The 18,955-nt window shown below is 49.0% G+C and carries 17 protein-coding genes and 1 pseudogene; 10 read left to right on the top strand and 8 right to left on the bottom strand.

Going from position 1 to position 18,955, the window contains the following annotated elements:
• The first annotated feature begins 139 nt into the window (after nucleotides 1-139).
• From N836_RS67860 to N836_RS67830, 7 genes and pseudogenes are all read left to right on the top strand, one after another.
• Nucleotides 140-1,114, top strand: coding sequence for a homogentisate phytyltransferase (locus tag N836_RS67860; protein WP_023076152.1), 975 nt, complete (start codon nucleotides 140-142; stop codon nucleotides 1,112-1,114).
• A 103-nt stretch (nucleotides 1,115-1,217) separates the two neighbouring features.
• On the top strand, nucleotides 1,218-3,587 hold the full coding sequence (locus N836_RS67855; protein ID WP_023076151.1) for a CPBP family glutamic-type intramembrane protease: 2,370 nt from the start codon (nucleotides 1,218-1,220) through the stop codon (nucleotides 3,585-3,587).
• Between the two features lie 24 nt (nucleotides 3,588-3,611).
• Nucleotides 3,612-4,538 carry a 2-hydroxyacid dehydrogenase gene (locus N836_RS67850; RefSeq protein ID WP_023076150.1) on the top strand — a complete coding sequence of 309 codons (927 nt, stop codon included), beginning with the start codon at nucleotides 3,612-3,614 and terminating at the stop codon, nucleotides 4,536-4,538.
• A gap of 335 nt (nucleotides 4,539-4,873) precedes the next feature.
• Nucleotides 4,874-5,641: an HAD family hydrolase gene (locus N836_RS67845; RefSeq protein WP_023076148.1), complete on the top strand. Its 768-nt coding sequence runs from the start codon at nucleotides 4,874-4,876 to the stop codon at nucleotides 5,639-5,641.
• A 6-nt stretch (nucleotides 5,642-5,647) separates the two neighbouring features.
• On the top strand, nucleotides 5,648-6,415 hold the full coding sequence (locus tag N836_RS67840) for an RIO1 family regulatory kinase/ATPase domain-containing protein (RefSeq protein ID WP_023076147.1): 768 nt from the start codon (nucleotides 5,648-5,650) through the stop codon (nucleotides 6,413-6,415).
• Between the two features lie 28 nt (nucleotides 6,416-6,443).
• Entirely contained in the window at nucleotides 6,444-6,698 is a 255-nt protein-coding gene (locus N836_RS67835; RefSeq protein WP_031294233.1) for a hypothetical protein, read from the top strand.
• Nucleotides 6,699-6,751: 53 nt separating this feature from the next.
• Nucleotides 6,752-7,054: pseudogene (locus N836_RS67830) on the top strand (type II toxin-antitoxin system PemK/MazF family toxin); the annotation flags it as partial.
• Nucleotides 7,055-7,210: 156 nt separating this feature from the next.
• Here N836_RS67830 and N836_RS67825 read toward each other — a convergent pair.
• The 7 genes from N836_RS67825 to N836_RS67795 form a co-directional block, all read right to left on the bottom strand.
• Complete coding sequence (locus tag N836_RS67825; RefSeq protein WP_023076144.1) at nucleotides 7,211-8,056, bottom strand: M48 family metallopeptidase; 846 nt, start codon at nucleotides 8,054-8,056, stop codon at nucleotides 7,211-7,213.
• A gap of 29 nt (nucleotides 8,057-8,085) precedes the next feature.
• Complete coding sequence (locus N836_RS67820) at nucleotides 8,086-8,523, bottom strand: YbjQ family protein (RefSeq protein WP_023076143.1); 438 nt, start codon at nucleotides 8,521-8,523, stop codon at nucleotides 8,086-8,088.
• Nucleotides 8,524-8,566: 43 nt separating this feature from the next.
• A complete protein-coding gene (locus N836_RS67815; RefSeq protein ID WP_023076142.1) occupies nucleotides 8,567-8,911 on the bottom strand; it encodes a YbjQ family protein in 345 nt (114 codons plus the stop codon).
• A 362-nt stretch (nucleotides 8,912-9,273) separates the two neighbouring features.
• A complete protein-coding gene (locus N836_RS67810; protein ID WP_023076141.1) occupies nucleotides 9,274-9,660 on the bottom strand; it encodes a hypothetical protein in 387 nt (128 codons plus the stop codon).
• Between the two features lie 95 nt (nucleotides 9,661-9,755).
• Nucleotides 9,756-10,829, bottom strand: a complete 1,074-nt coding sequence (locus N836_RS67805; RefSeq protein ID WP_023076140.1) for a glycosyltransferase family 4 protein — start codon at nucleotides 10,827-10,829, stop codon at nucleotides 9,756-9,758.
• A gap of 92 nt (nucleotides 10,830-10,921) precedes the next feature.
• The gene (locus N836_RS73905; RefSeq protein ID WP_023076139.1) at nucleotides 10,922-12,346 is read right to left on the bottom strand and encodes a HEAT repeat domain-containing protein; all 1,425 of its coding nucleotides are present in this window, start codon (nucleotides 12,344-12,346) and stop codon (nucleotides 10,922-10,924) included.
• Nucleotides 12,347-12,913: 567 nt separating this feature from the next.
• Nucleotides 12,914-14,029: a DMT family transporter gene (locus N836_RS67795; protein WP_023076138.1), complete on the bottom strand. Its 1,116-nt coding sequence runs from the start codon at nucleotides 14,027-14,029 to the stop codon at nucleotides 12,914-12,916.
• Nucleotides 14,030-14,213: 184 nt separating this feature from the next.
• Between N836_RS67795 and sppA the strand changes: the two genes are divergently transcribed.
• Nucleotides 14,214-15,074 carry a signal peptide peptidase SppA gene (gene sppA / locus N836_RS67790; protein WP_023076137.1) on the top strand — a complete coding sequence of 287 codons (861 nt, stop codon included), beginning with the start codon at nucleotides 14,214-14,216 and terminating at the stop codon, nucleotides 15,072-15,074.
• Nucleotides 15,075-15,169: 95 nt separating this feature from the next.
• The gene (aroH, locus tag N836_RS67785) at nucleotides 15,170-15,583 is read left to right on the top strand and encodes a chorismate mutase (protein WP_023076136.1); all 414 of its coding nucleotides are present in this window, start codon (nucleotides 15,170-15,172) and stop codon (nucleotides 15,581-15,583) included.
• A gap of 240 nt (nucleotides 15,584-15,823) precedes the next feature.
• Here the strand turns inward: aroH and crtR are convergent, their stop codons facing one another.
• Entirely contained in the window at nucleotides 15,824-16,723 is a 900-nt protein-coding gene (crtR, locus tag N836_RS67780; RefSeq protein WP_081717001.1) for a beta-carotene hydroxylase, read from the bottom strand.
• A 393-nt stretch (nucleotides 16,724-17,116) separates the two neighbouring features.
• Between crtR and pyk the strand changes: the two genes are divergently transcribed.
• A complete protein-coding gene (pyk, locus tag N836_RS67775; protein WP_023076134.1) occupies nucleotides 17,117-18,898 on the top strand; it encodes a pyruvate kinase in 1,782 nt (593 codons plus the stop codon).
• Nucleotides 18,899-18,955: the final 57 nt, after the last annotated feature.

Raw genomic sequence — 18,955 nt, 5'->3', positions numbered from 1 at the left:
CCAAAATCATTATGAGAACTGCCATCGGTGAAGATACAAATGTTTAGCAGATCTATTAAGCATTTCAACAATGCTCGGAATCTGTTGACGGCCTCGGGAAAACTCGGCATGGTGATTTTAGAGGTCCCACTCACTGCCGATGACAAAGTCTGCACTTAGTCCCCCCTCTCTAAATCTATTGCAAAGCCCGATCCCCTGGTTGCGGGCGTTCTGGAAGTTTTCTCGGCCCCACACCATTGTGGGTACTAGCCTGAGCATATTGGGCTTATTTGGCATTGCCTGGGCAGCGCGGCACCCGTCGTCGGGGCTGTCACCAGGCACATTTCATATTTGGCAAGGAGTCAGCGCCCTCTGGCTGACATGGTTGGCCTGTGTGTGTACCAATATCTACATTGTGGGTCTCAACCAGATTGAAGATGTGGTGGTTGACCGCATTGATAAACCCTATTTACCTATTGCTTCAGGAGAGTTTTCGTCTGCCCAAGCCAAAATGCTGGTGGGTATTGCCTGTAGTGGAGCAATTTTACTGGCGGTGGTGTCCCACAGCCTTTATTTGGTAGTCACTGTTGGTCTGAGTTTAGCCATCGGCACGGCCTATTCACTGCCGCCCTTACAGCTAAAGCGATTTCCACTGCTGGGTTCATTGTGTGCGTTGCTGGTGCGTGGAGCTTTGGTCAATTTGGGCCTATTTCTTCATGCCTGCAGTCAGTTGGACCTATTCCCTCAGGTACCGGGACGCATGTGGGTGTTAACGCTGGTGGTATTGGTATTTGGCGTTGCGATCGCACTCCTCAAACACCTACGCGATGGCAACTACAAGCATCAGACAAACAACGGTTTCACACCGGCAAACATCTTGCAACTTGTGTGGTGGCTGCTCACTATTTGTTACGCAGGTCTCATAGTAGCAGCGCTGTATATCCCTGCCATCAATACCCAATTTTTCATCATGACCCACGGCTTAGCCCTGGGTTATTTTTGGCATTTAAGTCGCCAGGTACAGCCTCCTGATGCAGCTGACAGTCTATGTTTGACCTACCAGGAGTATTATCAGTTCATCTGGAAACTCTTATTCATCGAATACCTGATTTTCCCAACAGCCTGTTTGCTTTAGAAGGTATCGCTACACCAGATTAAGCAGCATCAACCCTAGAAATCGTGAGGAAAGGCATTCTATAGTTATGTACTCCTAGGCAGAAGCGTATTGGAGTCCCAATGTGCTGGTGAATTCACGGTTCTGGCAAAATTCTTGGCATGGACAACAGTGGGGACGATGGTTGAGCATCGTTCTGATTATCGTATTGGGCGTCACCAGCTGTGGGACATCTGAGACAGTTCGAGTATCCAACTATGAGCGGCTCAACAGCAGTGCTACCGTCACCCATATTATTGCTCAACCGCCGGATCAGTACCAGCCAGTTGCCGCCTGGACAGGGCGATTGATCTTACCTCGGACCAAGGAAGTATCAACCCGAGCAGGAGACTGGGTATGGCTAGAAGTACTCCACACACCATCATTTGCTCAAGAACTGATAGGCCAAACTGTCGTCTTGACCTGGCAATCCGACCCAGAGCTGGATGCCTACGTCGAATTGGTCAGCCGAGACGTGAGCTTTAGCGCCGATGCTTACGCCAGTCAACAACAAGGCAATGTACATCCAGACCGGTTTGATGGCTGGTCACAGGTTGGCCCCCTCCAGTCATTAGCCGGAGCACGCCCCCATGATGATGTGCTAGTGTCTCTGGCTGGTGTTACGCGCCAGGGCAATACCCTGACCATTAATCAAGAGCCCATACAAATCCCTGAACGGTTCTACGGCTTGGTCAACATAGAGTCCCCGGCAGCAACGAACAATACATGTGACTGTCAGGCCTTTAACGTCCATCACTACAATCCAGATTCACAGCAGTTTGATGGGGTTGCAGATGTAGTTTACTTACCGAAGATGCCTGCCATTAATGGCATTCGGCAATTTAGCCTCGACCAGTTAGAGCAATCACCAGCGGGTGAGCATGGCTGGTATGTCTATGGCAGTCCCAATCACCAGGAGCAGTTTATTGTCCGGGCTGTGGCCCCGCGATCACTATTCGAGTTGCAGGCCGATACCACCATCACAGATTCAGACGATGAGCTGAACTATATCAATTTTGGCAATTGGCGACGAACTCGCGATCGCAAAGGCACCATCAAAACCATTCAGCTCGGACAAACTACCTGGAACGAAGGTGATCAGGGCTTAGTGCTGCACATTTTTGGTGGCATTGGTGGCGAACAAGCCGAACAGGCTGGGGTAGTGGGCACAGTCACCGGCCATTTCTCCTATGGCATTGCCACTGTGATCCGCGATGCCATCAGTCAGGAACTGCAGTTTGATATCAACTACCATCAGGTCTACGCCCATAATCCCAATGGGATTGTGTCTGGGAAATTGAGCTGGGCTGAGTATATGGGCAATCTGCAGCGGGGCTGGCTCGGCACCCGCCCGGTTTCCGATGCCATCATCAAGCTAGATGCCTTAACACAGGATTATGACCAGGTCGGCATTAAGCCACTGGCCATGCTGGAAGAGCAGCTACAGATTATGACGGCCCGCTACCGGGTCGGTGACGGCACTGGCGCAGCCGTGGTGACACCAGCCCAATCCTGTATTCAAGATTCTAGTCAGGCCCTCTATAAAACCATCAAGCGGATTGAAGCCCAGGTGCGTAAGCAGCCCCCCATTGATCCGCAACAGCTACAGCCCCTAGCTACATTAGGCGAACACTTGGAAAATGCCCTAGTTCCAGTCGGAATTGTACGACCAGATTGGCAACAGAACTCTGAAGTCTTGGCCGGTATTCACGAGCAGTCCCTCGATAATGAAACCAATCTGACCACCCAGCTACTGAGCTGGCGCACAATTATTCCTCGCGTGGCCTACGATCAGCTGGCTACCATCTTTTGGGAACAAGGGGCAACACTGCGATTTCTCAGAACTAATCAAGTGGGAGGCAGCGACTCAACGATTTTGCCCCTAGCGCCGACCGAATTATTTGGCCAATACTTTTTTATTCCCACCGCATTTTCTCGTCTGATTGAAGCGGGGCGGATACCCAGTATGGACGATTGGTTGATGACTTTAGGTGTGGCTGTGGCCTATGGTGCGATCGCTATTCCCCTAGGCCTGTGGGGCAAACTCCTGTCGCTGCACAGCATTTTAGGTAGCGTCCGCCCTGGTCAGCTGCTCATTCGAGTGCTGCAGGCTTTGCTCGTTCCCGCCATGCTAGAGGAACTCATTTTTCGCGTCCTGCTTTTACCCCATCCCACAGAAGGCGTCTTAACCACCACATTTATGCTGTGGACAACATTAAGTTTGGCACTGTTTGTCATCAGCCACCCGCTCCAGGCGATGATTTTTAGGCCACACCTAATGTCATTATTTAGTCGGCCTCTCTTTATTGGACTGACAGCATTATTAGGACTCGGCTGCATAATCATTTATACCAACACGGGCTCCCTCTTGACCCTGGTTGGGTTTCACTGGCTTGTCGTAGTTAGCTGGCTTGTCTTTTTAGGGGGCTGGCAGCGTCTGCGCTTTCGTCCGTAGCTGTACGAGAACACAATCACTTCAATGGCCTTCAGTCTAATTTGTCCAACCAAAGACCCCACACCTTGGGTAACCGCTATCAAAGCGACAAATCCAGACATAGACCTGCGGGTCTGGCCGGAAGATGGCGACAAAACCGACATTACGTTTGCGCTTGTTTGGGCACAACCCCAAGGAATTTTTGCCCAGTATCCTAACCTGCAGGTGATTGCTTCCATGGGAGCGGGTGTCGATAATCTACTCCAGGATGCATCTATCCCAACGCAGGCAACCCTCGTAAGGATGGTAGATCCACGGTTGGTCAGCCAGATGGGAGATTACGTGTTAGCAGCCACCCTCAACCATATGCGCCAGTTCCCAACCTATGCCCAACAGCAACAACAGCACCAGTGGCAACCTCTACAACCGCGCAATATCGACGAAGTCACTGTTGGGGTGATGGGGCTGGGTCAAATAGGTAGTGCTGTCGCTGCTCGTCTGGTTCAAACAGGGTTTCAGGTCGTCGGTTGGTCTCGCCGCGCTAAATCCACCACCAATGTGCAAGTGTTTTCTGGCCAGCAGTTAACAGACTTTTTAGCCGCTAGTGAAATTCTCATCTGTTTATTACCGCTGACCTCCGAGACCCAAAATATTCTCAATAGCGATACACTGGGCCAGCTACCTCCAGGAGCCTACCTAATCAATGTGGCCCGAGGCAATCATCTAGTCGAAGAAGATTTGCTCTCGCTGCTGAATAACAATCATTTATCTGGGGCCTGCTTAGATGTATTTCGCCAAGAGCCACTACCCCAGGAACATCCCTTTTGGGCCCATCCTAAAGTCACGATCACCCCACACATTGCCAGTCTGACTGATCCGGTTTCAGTAGCCCCACAAATTGTCGAAAACTATCGACGGATGCAAGCTGGCCAGCCGCTGCTGAACCAGGTCAATAGACAGCGAGGATATTGAAAAGCAACCAAAGAAAAAAGCTCAACCACAGGGCTGGGCTTTTGTTGAAACGCTTCGAGAAATGCCTGATTAGGCACATGAGTATGTGAACGATAATTAAATCGAAATGCAGCTCTAACCTACACAGTCGGCTGAACCTGATTACATCATTCTCAATTAACATATCAAGCTAATTCACCCAACGTTTGTAGCGAAACCTACGGCTTCAGAAATTGTTGAACATTTTGCCAATCATGACTCAACCGCTCCAGATTGTGATGTCGTTTATGAGCTATGGATGGCTGCTTAATGACGGTAAAATCAAGCCTGAAGATTTCAGTTAACAGGAGAGGTCTGTGGCAGAGCTAAAGGCGTTGATTTTTGATGTGGATGGCACCCTAGCAGAAACAGAGCGGGATGGCCATCGGCCTGCCTTTAATCAAGCATTTGTGGATACAGGTCTCGATTGGCATTGGACTCCAGAACTCTATGGTCAGCTGCTGGAAGTATCGGGCGGCAAAGAGCGAATCCGGGCCTATGTGCAGGACTATCTGACTGATTTTCAATTGCCTGCAGGTTTTGCTGATCTAGATGCGCTGATCAAGCATCTCCATGCCAATAAGACTCAGTATTATAAGCAATATGCGGCGGCAGGCAAAATCCCTTTGCGACCGGGTGTAGAGCGGTTACTCAACGAGGCTCGGAGTAAGGGGGTAAGACTTGCGATCGCAACCACTACTACCCCCGCCAATGTTCAAGCCCTGTTAGAAAACACCCTCGGGGCTGACAGTCTTAACTGGTTTGACGTCATCGCTGCAGGCGACATGGTACCCAAGAAAAAGCCAGCTCCCGATATTTACGAATATGCCCTGGAGCACATGGACTTACTTGCAGATAATTGTCTAGCGTTTGAAGACACTAACAATGGGTTGCTTTCAGCAACCCCAACGGGTCTAAAGACAGTAGTAACTGTAAATGAATACACCAAAGCCCAAAACTTCACTGGAGCCAAACTGGTGCTAAGCGACCTCGGCACTCCAGAGACACCGTTTAACGTTTTGGCTGGTGACGCCAGTGATGCAACTCACTTTACGGTAGACCTGGCCCGGCAGCTCTGTGCTTAACTGCCTGTGACATCGGTCCTCAGCCTGGAACAGTTTTGGCAAAGCCCGTCGCGACAGCTTTTAGCCTATCCCAACGGTGATGAAAACACCTTGACTCGCCGCTGGGCTGAACTACAAGCTTTAGATCTTGAATTCATTGAGTCCTATGGCCCAAAAATATTGGCAGGACTGAATATTCTAGGGCTAGGCTATTGCGGCGTGGTACTGCGAGTGCGCTATCAGGGTATAGATCGGGTTCTCAAAATTCGTCGAGAACCTTCCCCTCAGGTAAGTTTAAGTGTGGAAGCGAAGATGCTACAACGGGCTAACGCGGTGAGTGTTGGGCCTGGTTATGTTGTCCACAGCGATAACTTTTTGTTGATGGACTATATCGATGGCCCCATGCTGGTGGACCGGCTGCAAGAATTGCAGTCTTTGGAGACAATCAATCGCATATTGGCGCAGCTTATCCATCAGGCATACCGGTTAGACCAAATTGGGCTAGACCATGGCGATTTGCGTTGTATTACGGCCCATGCTCTGGTGCATTCCCAAGAGCCAGTACTCATAGACTTTAGTAAGGCTAGTTTGGACCGGCGACCAGCCAATGTAACGACATTAGTACAAGGATTATTTATTAGTACATATGTAACAAACTTGCTGCGGCCTTGGTTTCCACATGTGAATAAACTAGACGTAATCGAACACCTCAGACGCTATAAATTACAACCTTCTTCGAATCATGTAAGCCGTCTTCTCGAATATTTAGGCTTGAATGGGGTTAGCTATACTTAAAGCAAAGCAGGTCAATAACTTAATCACCATGGCAAATCCTTTGACCAATGTATCGCTTCAGACTTCTTTGGTGAATGAGGGCCAAGCTCTTGCCCAAGAACTAAATCTATCTTGGGGACAACTAGTTTCTATGGCTCTTCAAGAATTTATTCGTCGCCATCGTCGACCTGCAAACTTGGTAGAACAGCTCAACGCTTTTTATGGTGACACTTTGGAAGAAGATGCCAGATTGCTAACTCAGATGCGATCTACCCATCGTAGATTAGTCGATGGCGAATGGTAATTCAGCAAGGTGATATTTACTGGGTGGATTGAGGTGAGCCCGTAGGCTCGGCTCCTGGTTATCGTCATCCCCATGTGGTGATTCAGAATGACGCTTTTAATCAAAGTAAGACTAGTACTGTAGATGTTTGTGCCCTCACCTCAAATCTGAAGCGGGCTAATGCACCTGGCAATGTTCTGCTAGAACAAGGTGAAGCTAATTTGCCAAAAGCGAGTGTTGTCAATATTTCTCAGGTGTTTACGGTTGATCGCGGCCAGTTAGTTGAGAAAATCGGCAGTCTTTCAGCAGATAGAATACGCCAGACTTTAGATGGCCTTTACTTATTGTTAGAACCATATGATTTGAATACACTCTAAGCCACTTTCTAATATACGAAGAGTTCACAAAAAACATTGCTCCACTGGACATTCTTCGCATCAACTTTTGGCATATTTTCTATTGTCCATGCTATGAATTCTTCCTCACTAACCTCAGAAGGACTGTAATACCAAGAGCAGACACCTGACATTGCCTCATCGTATTTGTCTGGATTTTTGCAGCGCCGTTGCCTCTCCCTCTAAGGACCAGCCCCGTTTGTTGGCCAATGCTTCTAGATATTCAATACGAGACTCAGTCAGAGGATGGGTTGACTGCCATTCCAATAACTGATCAGCTGCCCCCAGATCTAATTCTTGTTCATTTAATCGTTTAAAGAAGTCGAGGGTATGGTCCACATGGCCATAGCGCTCGTACATCATCTCAAAGGCATAAACATCTGCCTTTTGCTCTTGGTCGCGACTGTAGTGCAAATCGGCGAGGCTCATGGAACCGGTCAAGAGGGGCGGCAGTTGCACACCGGTAGTCGCCAATGCACTGTTCAAGCTCAAAAATACGAGTGAGCGGCCCAGACTGCGAAGATTATCCCGGTTTTCATAATGGCCAAGTTCATGGGCCAGTACAAACGCTAGCTCATTTTCGGACTCAACCTCGTCTAGCAGCCCCTGGGTAATAAATACATATCCCCCTGCTGCCACCATGGCATTGGGTAGGGGTTCCTCCAGAATATGTAGCTTGAGGTCAGGACGCTGCTTTAACGCATCACTCCGTAACGACTCGGCGAGAGTTTGCACATACTTCAACTCCGGCCCATCCTGTACCAGAGGCATCCCAGCAAATACATTCTCAAAAATCACCTCGCCGATCCTATTCTCTGCATTGGGTCCTAGCCGGGCTGCAATCTGCGCACCGGCTACTCCCAACCCGACATAGACCGTTACAGCTGCAGCCACAACGGTGCCGATTAAATAGCCAAAATTAACCAGTGGATGCACTGGGGTGACATTGACTTCATCGACAATTTCACGCGGGACGTATTTCATGCAGCACTGCGGGTTAAATTACTCTGGTCTTAGCGAATACCAGTGCCATAGACCATCACTTCGACAGCCCCCATGCCGCCCTTAGTTTGACCAGCAATGTTAGAGGTTTCAAAACGGATGTTTAATATCTGAGAAGCGCCCCATTCAATGGCAGATTCTTTCATCCGCAGCATCGCTTCTCGTCGCCCTCGATCAATCAGGGTTTCATAAACGGTAACTCGACCACCCACCAGATTACGTAAACTAGCGGCAATGGTTTTGAAATAGTCGTTGGCGACGACAACGCTCCCGACAAACATCTGGGCTTCATGGGCATAGGGTAGATCCTGCTTGGCTCCCCAACTCATGATGGGCACGTGGAGGGTGCCTTTTTCGCGGCGTTTAATATCTTCGTAGTGCTTGCGTTCTCGGTGATTACCGATAAAGTATCCCACTCCAAGCAAAGTGAGAAAAACAAGAATATCCATGGTATTTTCTGTGGGTTAACCTATAAAACTGACTGCAAAAGTGTTATCGCACTTTGACAGCCGTACCATAGGCAAATAGCTCGGCAGCGCCTGGAGCAACCGATGAGGTGGCAAAACGGACATTGATAACGGCATTGGCTCCTAGTTGTTCAGCCTGCATTACCATGCGATTGACGGCTTCTTGACGGGATTCTTGGAGCAGCTCAGTATAGGCTTTTAGCTCACCACCAACGATATTTTTGAACCCAGCAAGGATATCTTTACCTACGTGCTTAGCGCGAATAGTACTGCCTTGTACTAGGCCGTAGTGCTCGACAATTTCTTTACCCGGTACACCTTCTAAATTAGTTAGTGTGACGCTAGTAGCACGGGCGATTGAGCGAGTCATTGCAAAGCTCCCAATAGTGGTTAGTAGAGTAGTGTGTCTATGAGTAGAGGATAACTTCCGCCATCAGTTTTGAACGCTGATGTTGCGATACTTGATACTTACAGGGTGTAAATATCTAATTCCGCGATCGCAACGTATGGATTGCTAAACCATACGTTGTTTTACGTTGACAGACTGGCTATTTTGCCATGATATGCCTGAGATAACGGCTTGATTTTATCGTCTGCTCTATAATTCCCCTACTTTTATAAAAGTTGCTTTATGCAAAATTTGTGCAGCAACGGGTTGATGCCGCCTCATTTGTAGAGCAAGGCGGATATGTTTACGGCCCATAGAGGTCGCTAGCATAATCTTACCTGTACCTACTCAGCAGGTACCCGGCTGTTATCAAAACTCTGACAAAAGCTATCTACGCCTATTTTGCTGATATACAACGCCACAGGCACTACCAATAGGTTAGGACACTGACTATTTTGAGTCAGGTGCTGAACCAAAGCAATTACCTGCTGAGCTTTCAGGTCTGCTCGAAACTCTGGTAGGCAGGCAATGTGTCGATAGCGCTTGGCAAATCCTTCTAGCCAACCCTCATTCTCGGTGGGTTCTAAACCGGCTCTGAGGGCTAAGGATAAAGCGGCATCGTTCAGTTCGCCATCGCAGTCTTCAATTTCTTGGAGCGATCGCAATGCTTCAGGGTAATCGACCAGGCGTTCAACTAATTGAGTGATTTCGATGAGGGGAATAGAGAGCATGGAGAGATAGAAGGAAAAAAGGAAAGAGGAAGAAGGAGGCAAGAAAAAGCATAGTGGTCCAGAGGGAAAACCGTATCCAAATAGACACGAGTGCCCTAGTTCGCCTTAATGATGGCTTCAAACCATTGTTCAAAACGCTCACCCAGGGCAGGCAAAGAATACTTGAGTTCCGCCTGCTGACGACAGTGAGCACGGTCAATGCGATCTAGTTTTCGAATGCTGTCGACTAAACCCGCAACATAATCTGGTTCCACCAGCCATCCCGTTTTGCCATGGTCGATGATTTCAGTGGGACCACCCCGACGATAGGCCACCACGGGTACGCCACAGGCTAAAGCTTCAATGGCAACATTGCCAAAAGCTTCTACCCAACGAGGAGTCATCAGTAATCCCTGACAGCACCGCACGATTGTCTGAAGCTGCTGAGTATTGACAAAGCCCAGATAGTCAATTGGGGCATTTGGATAGGTGCGTTGAATGGCATCCCAGTACTCTTGATTTTCCAGTTTACCTAGGATTTTTAAGGGGGTTTGGGTTTGCTGAGCAGCAGCAACGGCGTCTTCTAGACCTTTTTCTGGTGAAATGCGTCCTAACCATGCCAACCGGGGTTCAGGAGTATCGCAATAATCATACTGACTGAGGTCGACAGCACTGCTAAGCAGTTGCCAGGTGAGACCGGGAGGAAAGGTATCAACCTGGGTTTGGGTATAAGCCCCCAGGGTACCTGGAAACTTCGCATCGATTTGGACAACGGCATGGTCCATGATCCGACTGAGAGACCCCATACTGACAAAGTGGGCAATGGGCGTATCAAAAAATTGAGTGAGGTAAAAGGGTAGCCAGTCGTAGGCAAAGTTAACAATTAGATCGTAATCGTGCTGGACCTGACGGGCATAGGCCCATTGATTTGATAAAACGGCATTTTCTAATACGGTCGCGGGGGTGTCACGTCCCTGGGTATGGGCCGTAGGTTGGTGTATTCCGGGAATCTGAATGAGTTGGATACCCTCTAGCTGAGAATTTTCGGGAGCTGCGATCGTAATCTGATGCCCCCGCTGGGTTAAAGCCGCCACCAGATTGACCACGGTGAGCTCCACACCACCCCCAAGTCCTGAGCCTAAAGGGCCAACAGGAGTAGAAACAAAGAGTAATCGTAAGCACCGCGCCATGGCTACTGTATCAACTCAGCCTTATGACCCTACTATGAGTGCGGCCCAATCAGTCAATCCCGTAAAGACAATATGGGGGATGAAGCATTACCCTAGTTTTTCAAATTTTCCACTTCATCAGGTAGCAGCTCCGGCGTTGAGCGAGCAGCTTCCAGAGTATTCAGAGATGACTTCAACTTAGGCGCTTCGCGAATGCGGTTCAGTTGCTCTAAAGCCCATTCCGCCGTCCGACGCACTTCTGGATCGGTATCCTCAGTGGCGTGCCCTAACATTTGGCTAATTTGAGTAACCAGGTCGTAAACACGAGTTAAATCTCGAATCGCATTCTTACGCACATCAGGATTATCATCCTGCAAGGCAATAGCAAGGGCTCGATTCATCGGTTTTAATGAGCGAATTCCAATTTCTGAAAGCGCCGCCAAGATTAGGCTTTTTTCCTTAGAGTCCGCATCTACCATGCTGTTAACTAGAGGCTGCACAGCCGATGAATTCCCTCGCTGACCCAGCTCCCAAATGGCTTTACGACGTTTACTCGGGTCAGCAACCTGTAAATTAGAAACCAACTCATCAATGACATCAACCTTGGCTAATCGAGTCGTAGGGCTGACCGTATCAGCAGCGGCAGCCACCAACGGCAAACCCTCGCTGACTGCCCCAGACTGATGTGTCATAGACTCAGTTCTAGGCACAGAGCCAGTGCCGTTGCTAGTCACCGTGTGACCATTGAGAGATGACGACGACTGCAGCTGTCGCGGTAATGGATCGGGCACGGTTCCCCAGGGTGATTCGGCCTCACCCCCTTCAGATTTCACACGATTAGCTAAAAGAAACCCAATACCAAAGCTACCAAAAGCTACGATTAGCGCCAGACCCGGCCATAGCAATCGACCCAATCCTGGTGACGCAGGTTGAGCTTGAGTAGCCGCTTCAGCTTCCAACGCTTCAGATGGCACTTCAGGTGCAGCTTCATCGATCCCTGTTTCCGGCGAAACAGCATCGCCAATATTAATTTCTTCCTCAGCACCCTCAGCCACATTCTCTGCATTGATGCGCACAGAGCTATCGTCGGCCTCAGATTCATTGGCCACCTGCGCCTCATTTTCTGGTGGCACAGACTCAGCTGATGTATCTACAGTCGCTGTACTAACGGGAAACAGGGTTGAAGGTAATTCGTCAGTCTGCCCGGCTTCTTGCCCCCGCAAATCACGGATCGCAGCCTCGGTTTTGGGGCCATAGATACCATCAATAGGCCCATCATAATACCCACGATTTTTCAGCTCTTGCTGCAAGGTTTTAACTTCTTGGATTTGCTCCTCAGAAGTGGCACCATCAAGGGGCGTACTGGAGGTAGTACTGCTAAAGTCTGGTGTTGATTGACCTGTGTCAATAGCAGCATCTGGATCGACTGCCGAGGACTGCGCCAACAGCAGAGGCATGCTTTGGGCTTGCAGATTTACCACAGATAGAGTGGCAGCTGTGAGACTCGCTAGAAATACTGTAGTAGAGCGCCAAATCATATCAATTTATTATCCAGTACCTGCATTGCCTGTTCACCGCACAGACCGATTTAATTCAATGCTTCGAAGGCAGATTTCTACTAAATCAATAGAACAGTCAGATTACTTTTTCGACGTCTAAGTGGCCTCCTATTTCATGGGAGCAAACAGCCCAGCACTGTATGGAAGCCTAATCATCAACTTGCCGCTCTTGCCAACGGACAATAGCACTACGCTTTTCCATAACTTTACCCAAATTTAGAGCTGCCATGTTCAAGCTGACTGTTTAATTTTACCCGTCGCCTTAGAGTGGCTTACTTAGGTTTGCAGTGGTAAGCGCACTAGTAATACCGTTCAAAGCCATAAGGCCTTACGGAATCGGGTGATCAGCCACACAAATTTTGTCAGCCATTAAAGCGTTTGCTGCCGTGAGGGGTCTCACCATCTTGCAGCCAATACTAACTTAAATAGAAAGATAATCTGAGAAATGCTTTATCAAGAGTTCTTAGTATATCGGCGGCCTATATAAAGACTAGGTATGGATTGTGCCCATAGGAGGCAAGATAGTAACAAAGGTTACGGCAAGTACTAATCTGATGATGAATCCAAGGGAGTATGGGAGCGCAACCATTCCGTTAATGCTTTTGATACATTCGGATTAATTGCTGCAATCAATCCCATTATCGGTGGACCTGCTAGTACCCCCATCAAGGTCTCGGTAATGACATCACGCTGATTAACTAGATAAATACTGATTAGGGTAAAACCAACCCCCGTCCACTGCACTATTGTCAGGTTCTCGGACAGCAGGGACGTGCTGAAGGTAAGAGCAAATACTGGGGTTAGGAACGTCAGGGCGCTTAAGCTCGTGAGATTGCCCTTAGAGGCCAGATAGAAAAATATGCCGTAAGCGATCGCACTGCCAAAGATTGTGGAATAGAGAATCGCTAACCAACCTGTCACAGTGATCCCTTGCCACTGATGCACCTCAGTGTAGGCGGATAGACCCAGCAGAGGCATGCCTCCAAAAATCATATGCCATCCGGTGGCAACGACCGGGTCTACGTGACGGGCGACATAGGCAATCATGATGGTCCCAACTGCCATCGATAAAGCCGCCAGCAACATTAACCACTCTCCGTGCCCTAGCAGGATAACCAGAAGCTCTTCAACTGTGGGCCATGGGCTGACGACTGCATTTTGGGCTGGCCACTGCCCTGTTGACAGAGCAGTCGTGATATTTGAGCCGGTTTGAATAATCCACTCATCAGGGAGCCCTAACAAGCTAATACCAACTATCCCGAGGATCAGCCCCAGCCATCCCAGGGGACCAACAATTTCTTTGAATAAAAACCGCGCCATTAACGCCACGGCGATCGGTTGAGAGTCAATCATGACTGAGCCTAGCCCTGCGCCCGTGCGCTGCAATCCCTCAGCCAAAAAGCCTTGAAAAAGGGTGCCATCAACCAGAGCAAAACCAGCTATCCAGGCCCATGCTTGCCAGGTTTGGGGGTGTTTACGCCCTAAAATTGCGGCGGCTATCAGCACCAAAACTCCAGCTGGCATTAAACGTAGGGTAGCCAGAAATAGAGGAGTGGTGGTGTCTATCACTCCCTTCATGGCCACCATAGCTGTCCCCCATAAAAAGAAAGGGGCAATTAAAAGCAGCGCTGGAGTCTTTGATTGATTGAAAGGGGATGCCATGCAGCGGGGATCGGATAAACCTGACAGGCTGTGTGCCTTACTATAAAGTTATGTTAAGTTCTGATGGCTATCTCTGCAAAGCCTCTGCTCTATTCTGATTGATGATGTCATCGAGCCGCAATAGATAACAGTGGACGTTTATAGTATTCATCTGGACGTTTAGTCGTTTATCAAGTCTCTATCTATGATTTGGCCATTCAAGCCACGTTTCCGTAAACAGATCGCCCGTATCGAAATTTCTGGTGCGATCGCAGGTGGAACTCGGAAGCGAGTGCTAGAGGCCCTCGAAGAGGTCAAAGAAAAAAAGTTTCCAGCGCTCCTCCTAAGAATTGATAGTCCTGGCGGTACAGTTGGCGACTCCCAGGAGATTTATAGTGCATTGAAGAAGCTCCAGGAAACAGTCAAAATTGTCGCTAGCTTTGGCAATATTTCCGCCTCAGGGGGGGTATATATTGGCATGGGTGCTCAGTATGTTGTGACAAATCCGGGCACCATCACCGGCAGTATTGGGGTGATTTTACGGGGCAATAACCTTGAACGACTGCTGGATAAGGTTGGGGTGTCATTCAAGGTGATTAAGTCTGGCCCCTACAAAGATATTTTGTCCTTTGACCGAGAGCTGACCCAACCAGAGCAGACGATTCTGCAAGAGCTCATCGATGTTAGCTATGGGCAGTTTGTGTCCACGGTTGCGACTGCCCGAAATTTACCAGAAGAGACCGTACGCGGGTTTGCGGATGGGCGAATTTTTACCGGTGCCCAGGCCCTTGAGTTGGGAGTCGTGGATCGCCTAGGTACTGAAGAAGATGCTAAACATTGGGCCGCAGAACTGGTCGGGCTAGACCCTGACAAGACAGAGATTTACACCATTGAAGAGCGTAAACCGTTTTGGAATAAGCTGCTGCCGGGTAATAGTCAGGTGGCTAATCCTTGGGTAAGTCCTCGGATGCAGGGGTGGTTGGAGTTTGAGCTAGCTTACCAGGGCGTCCCGCTGTGGCTCTATCAGTCTCCTGGTACAACGTTGCCGGGTCCGTTTGTTGGATAGATAATCTGAGGATGGGGCTCGGATAGACCTAGAAAAAGCTACTCTATCTAAGGAGTTGGTTGGTACCATCCAGGAATGAATGAGGGATAGATAACATGCAGCAAGGGGAGATAGGTAACTGGCGAGTGCGTGCAATTCGAGGCGCAACGACCGTACCTGAAAATTCAGTAGCTGCTATGACGGATGCGGTGACGGAGCTGCTTGATGCTTTAGAAACCAATAATCCGATTACACCCGATGCCATGATTAGTGTCACATTTTCGGTGACATCTGATCTGGATGCTATCTTTCCAGCTGCGATCGCACGACAGCGTCCAAATTGGGACACAGTTCCTCTATTAGACGTTCAGCACATGCAGGTAGTCGGCAGCTTACCCATGTGCATTCGCTTTTTAATCCATACTTACATGACCATTCCCCAGGCTGATATCTACCACCCCTACCTCCGCGGGGCAAGTGGGTTAAGGCCTGATTGGTCTAGTGTCGACACGTCTGCCCACGCCCCATAGAGTTTATTAACAAATTGCGATATCTCACTCTGGTTTCAGGGGGCGGTCTCAGGAACCAGATATAAAGCAAAACAGGGAAGCTTCTACGGCAGCCTCCCTGTTTTGCTTTATATTCAGATACCAAATCCGAATTCATCAAACCCGATTAAAAATGGATGGCTCTGTAGGGGGCACCCCTTTGTGGGTGCCCTTCGATATCGGACGCTATCAGTCAGGATTGCGTGTGAGTAAGCAGCGTACTCAATCCTTCGTTTTATGGTGAAAGCGGATACCTAGAAAAATGTCATAGACAAATCCCCAGAAATCTTTGCGACGGTGCAAGCCAAGGGACTGTGGAGAGCCCTTTTCATCTAGCAAAGGCTTCATCACCTCATAGGCAGGCTTGTACTTGTACCAGGGGATTGATGGCCACAAATGATGCACCAGATGGTAGTTCTGCCCCATGATCAACAGATTTAAAAGACCACTGGGGTAAACACGGGCATTTTTCCAGCGATTTTTTTCCTCAAAGGGACGATGGGGTAAATAATCGAAAAATAGACCCAGAGCAACTCCCACCACTAACGCGGGGGCAAACCAATAGTTGGCAAAATAGGTTAGGAAGTCAAAGCGACAGGCTGAGTAGATCAAGGCTGCTACCGTTAATCGGCTTAAAAACCATTCCAACAGCTCATATTTTTTCCACAGCCGCCGCTGAAAAAAGTAAATCTCATGATAGAAAAACCGCGGTGCAATCAACCACAAGGGACCACAGGTAGACACAAAGTGATCCGGATCGTTTTCTGGATCATTGACATTCGCATGGTGCTGCAAATGTACACGAGTAAACACTGGAAAAGTAAATCCCAGCATCAGCGCACTGCCATGTCCCAAAAATGCATTAACAATTCGGTTGCTGTGGGCCGAATTGTGTGAGGCATCATGGATAACCGTACCCACTAGGTGTAAAGCCACCGTGTTTAAAACAAAACAAACCCAGTGAGGAAAGCCCCATGAAAAATACCCAAACGTGGCCACAGTCACCAACACAACTGCCGCTACGAATATAAGTAAATCTGGGCTGACACCACCGTCTGCGTCTAAAAGATCCTTGGGTACTCGTCTAAGTACCGCTGAAGGACGTGTTGCCACCGAAACCACAGTAATACTCCTTCACACCTATGTTTCGAAGTATACGCTACCTAGAGGGGTTAATAAAGTTTTGTGACGTTATCTCATCTGTGGCTTAACAATTGTTTGATGCGTCACAAAAGTATCACTGCGCACTTTTCCTCAAGACAGGTTTCACGTCGTTGCCCATACTATCGACACAAAGCAGATCCAGGGATGGTTTATTTTCCAAGCGTTGAGGTACGCTTTTGATTACTCAAATCTATGGTGTTAAAGCGTAAGCGAGCCCCGGCATGATAGTATCCGGTGGTTTGTTTAACACATGTTCACATCCAAAACTATCGGGTTCTATTAAGGGAAACCATAGCTTTTAAGTTTGGATGTGTTTTAACCCACTGACGGCTCTTCCACGGACAAAGCATTATGCCACTGCGCCACGCCCTGCGTCGGACCAAAATCGTATCTACTATTGGTCCGGCTACTCAGGACCCTGCAACGTTGCGATCGCTCATCGAGGCCGGTGCCACCACCCTGCGTCTCAACTTTTCCCATGGCACCCATGACGATCACCAACGCAGCATTCGGTTGATTCGCCAGATCTCATTTGAACTCAATCAGCCCGTCGGCATCCTACAAGACCTGCAGGGCCCGAAAATTCGCCTAGGTAAATTTGAGGACGGTTCGATCCAGCTAAAGACAGGCGACAGCTTTATTCTGACCAGTCGTCAGCTACCAGGGACCCAAACCATTAGCTCGGTCACCTACGAACCGTTAGTAGAGGAAGTTCCCACCGGAGCCACCATTTTGCTCGACGACGGCAAGGTGGAAATGCAGGTAGTTAGTAAAGACATGGTTAACCGAGAACTCCACTGCGAAGTGGTAGTCGGCGGCAAACTGTCTAACAGCAAGGGCGTTAACTTTCCTGGAGTTTATTTGTCCATTAAGGCCCTCACTGAAAAAGATAAAGTAGACCTCGCCTTCGGGCTGGATCAGGGCGTGGATTGGGTGGCTCTAAGTTTTGTACGAAACCCTCAGGACGTTCTAGAAATTAAAGAGATCATTACCAACGCAGGTAAGCGGGTTCCCGTTATTGTCAAAATTGAAAAACACGAAGCCATCGAACAAATGGAGGCAATTTTGTCCCTGTCCGATGGTGTGATGGTAGCTCGGGGCGATCTAGGCGTGGAGCTACCAGCAGAGGATGTACCAATCCTCCAAAAGCGTCTCATCGCGACGGCTAATCGTCTGGGAATTCCAGTCATTACTGCAACTCAGATGCTCGATAGTATGGTCAGCAATCCTCGTCCTACACGGGCAGAGGTATCCGACGTTGCCAATGCCATCCTTGATGGCACTGATGCAGTCATGCTGTCAAACGAGACAGCCGTGGGTGAATATCCAGTAGAAGCCGTAGCAACTATGGCCAAAATTGCTCTACGGACTGAAAAAGAGCAAATTGCTAGCAACTCTGATGCGGCCACCAGTCGTACCATTCCCAATGCCATTAGCCGGGCAGTTGGACAAATTGCTTCCCAATTAGATGCGGCTGCGATTATGTCCTTAACTAAAACAGGAGCGACTGCTCGCAACGTTTCTAAATTTCGACCACCAACGCCCATTTTGGCCGTCACTCCCCATATCGAAGTGGCTCGGCGATTACAGGTAGTCTGGGGTGTTAAACCCTTGCTGGTGGTTGATTTACCCTCCAGTAATCAAACCTTCCAGTCAGCTGTTAATGTCGCCCAAGAGAAGCAACTGCTCCATGACGGTGACTTAGTCGTGATGACCGCAGGGACTCTACAGGGCGTCTCTGGTTCTACAGACTTGATTAAAGTCGAACTCGTGACAGCCGTCTTGGGGCACGGCAAAGGTATTGGAGAAGGCGTGGTGAGTGGCCGTGCTCGGGTAGTAAACAAAGCCCTAGCAATCAGCAACTTTAATCCTGGTGAAATTTTGGTAGTACCCAGCACCAGTGCAGATTATGTCGATATCATCCGTCACGCTGGCGGTATTGTTACTGAGGACCCGAGCCATACAGGTCATGCCGCTGTACTGGGTTTGCGTCTTGGCATTCCGGTCTTAGTTGGAGTCACAAACGCCACCAGCACCATTCGCGACGGCACCATCATTACGGTAGATGCCAAGCGCGGTGTGGTTAACTCAGGAGCCATCAGCATTTCCCGAGAAATGACCATGGCTTACTAGCAGCAGTTTCTATCCGAGTATTTCAGTAGACATAATAAGTAGGCAAAATCCACAGCC

Origin of the sequence: Leptolyngbya sp. Heron Island J (assembly GCF_000482245.1) — a bacterium.
Classification (GTDB): domain Bacteria; phylum Cyanobacteriota; class Cyanobacteriia; order Phormidesmidales; family Phormidesmidaceae; genus Leptothoe.
Note: the sequence above shows the minus strand (reverse complement) of the source record. Positions and strands in the feature narration are given on the sequence as shown.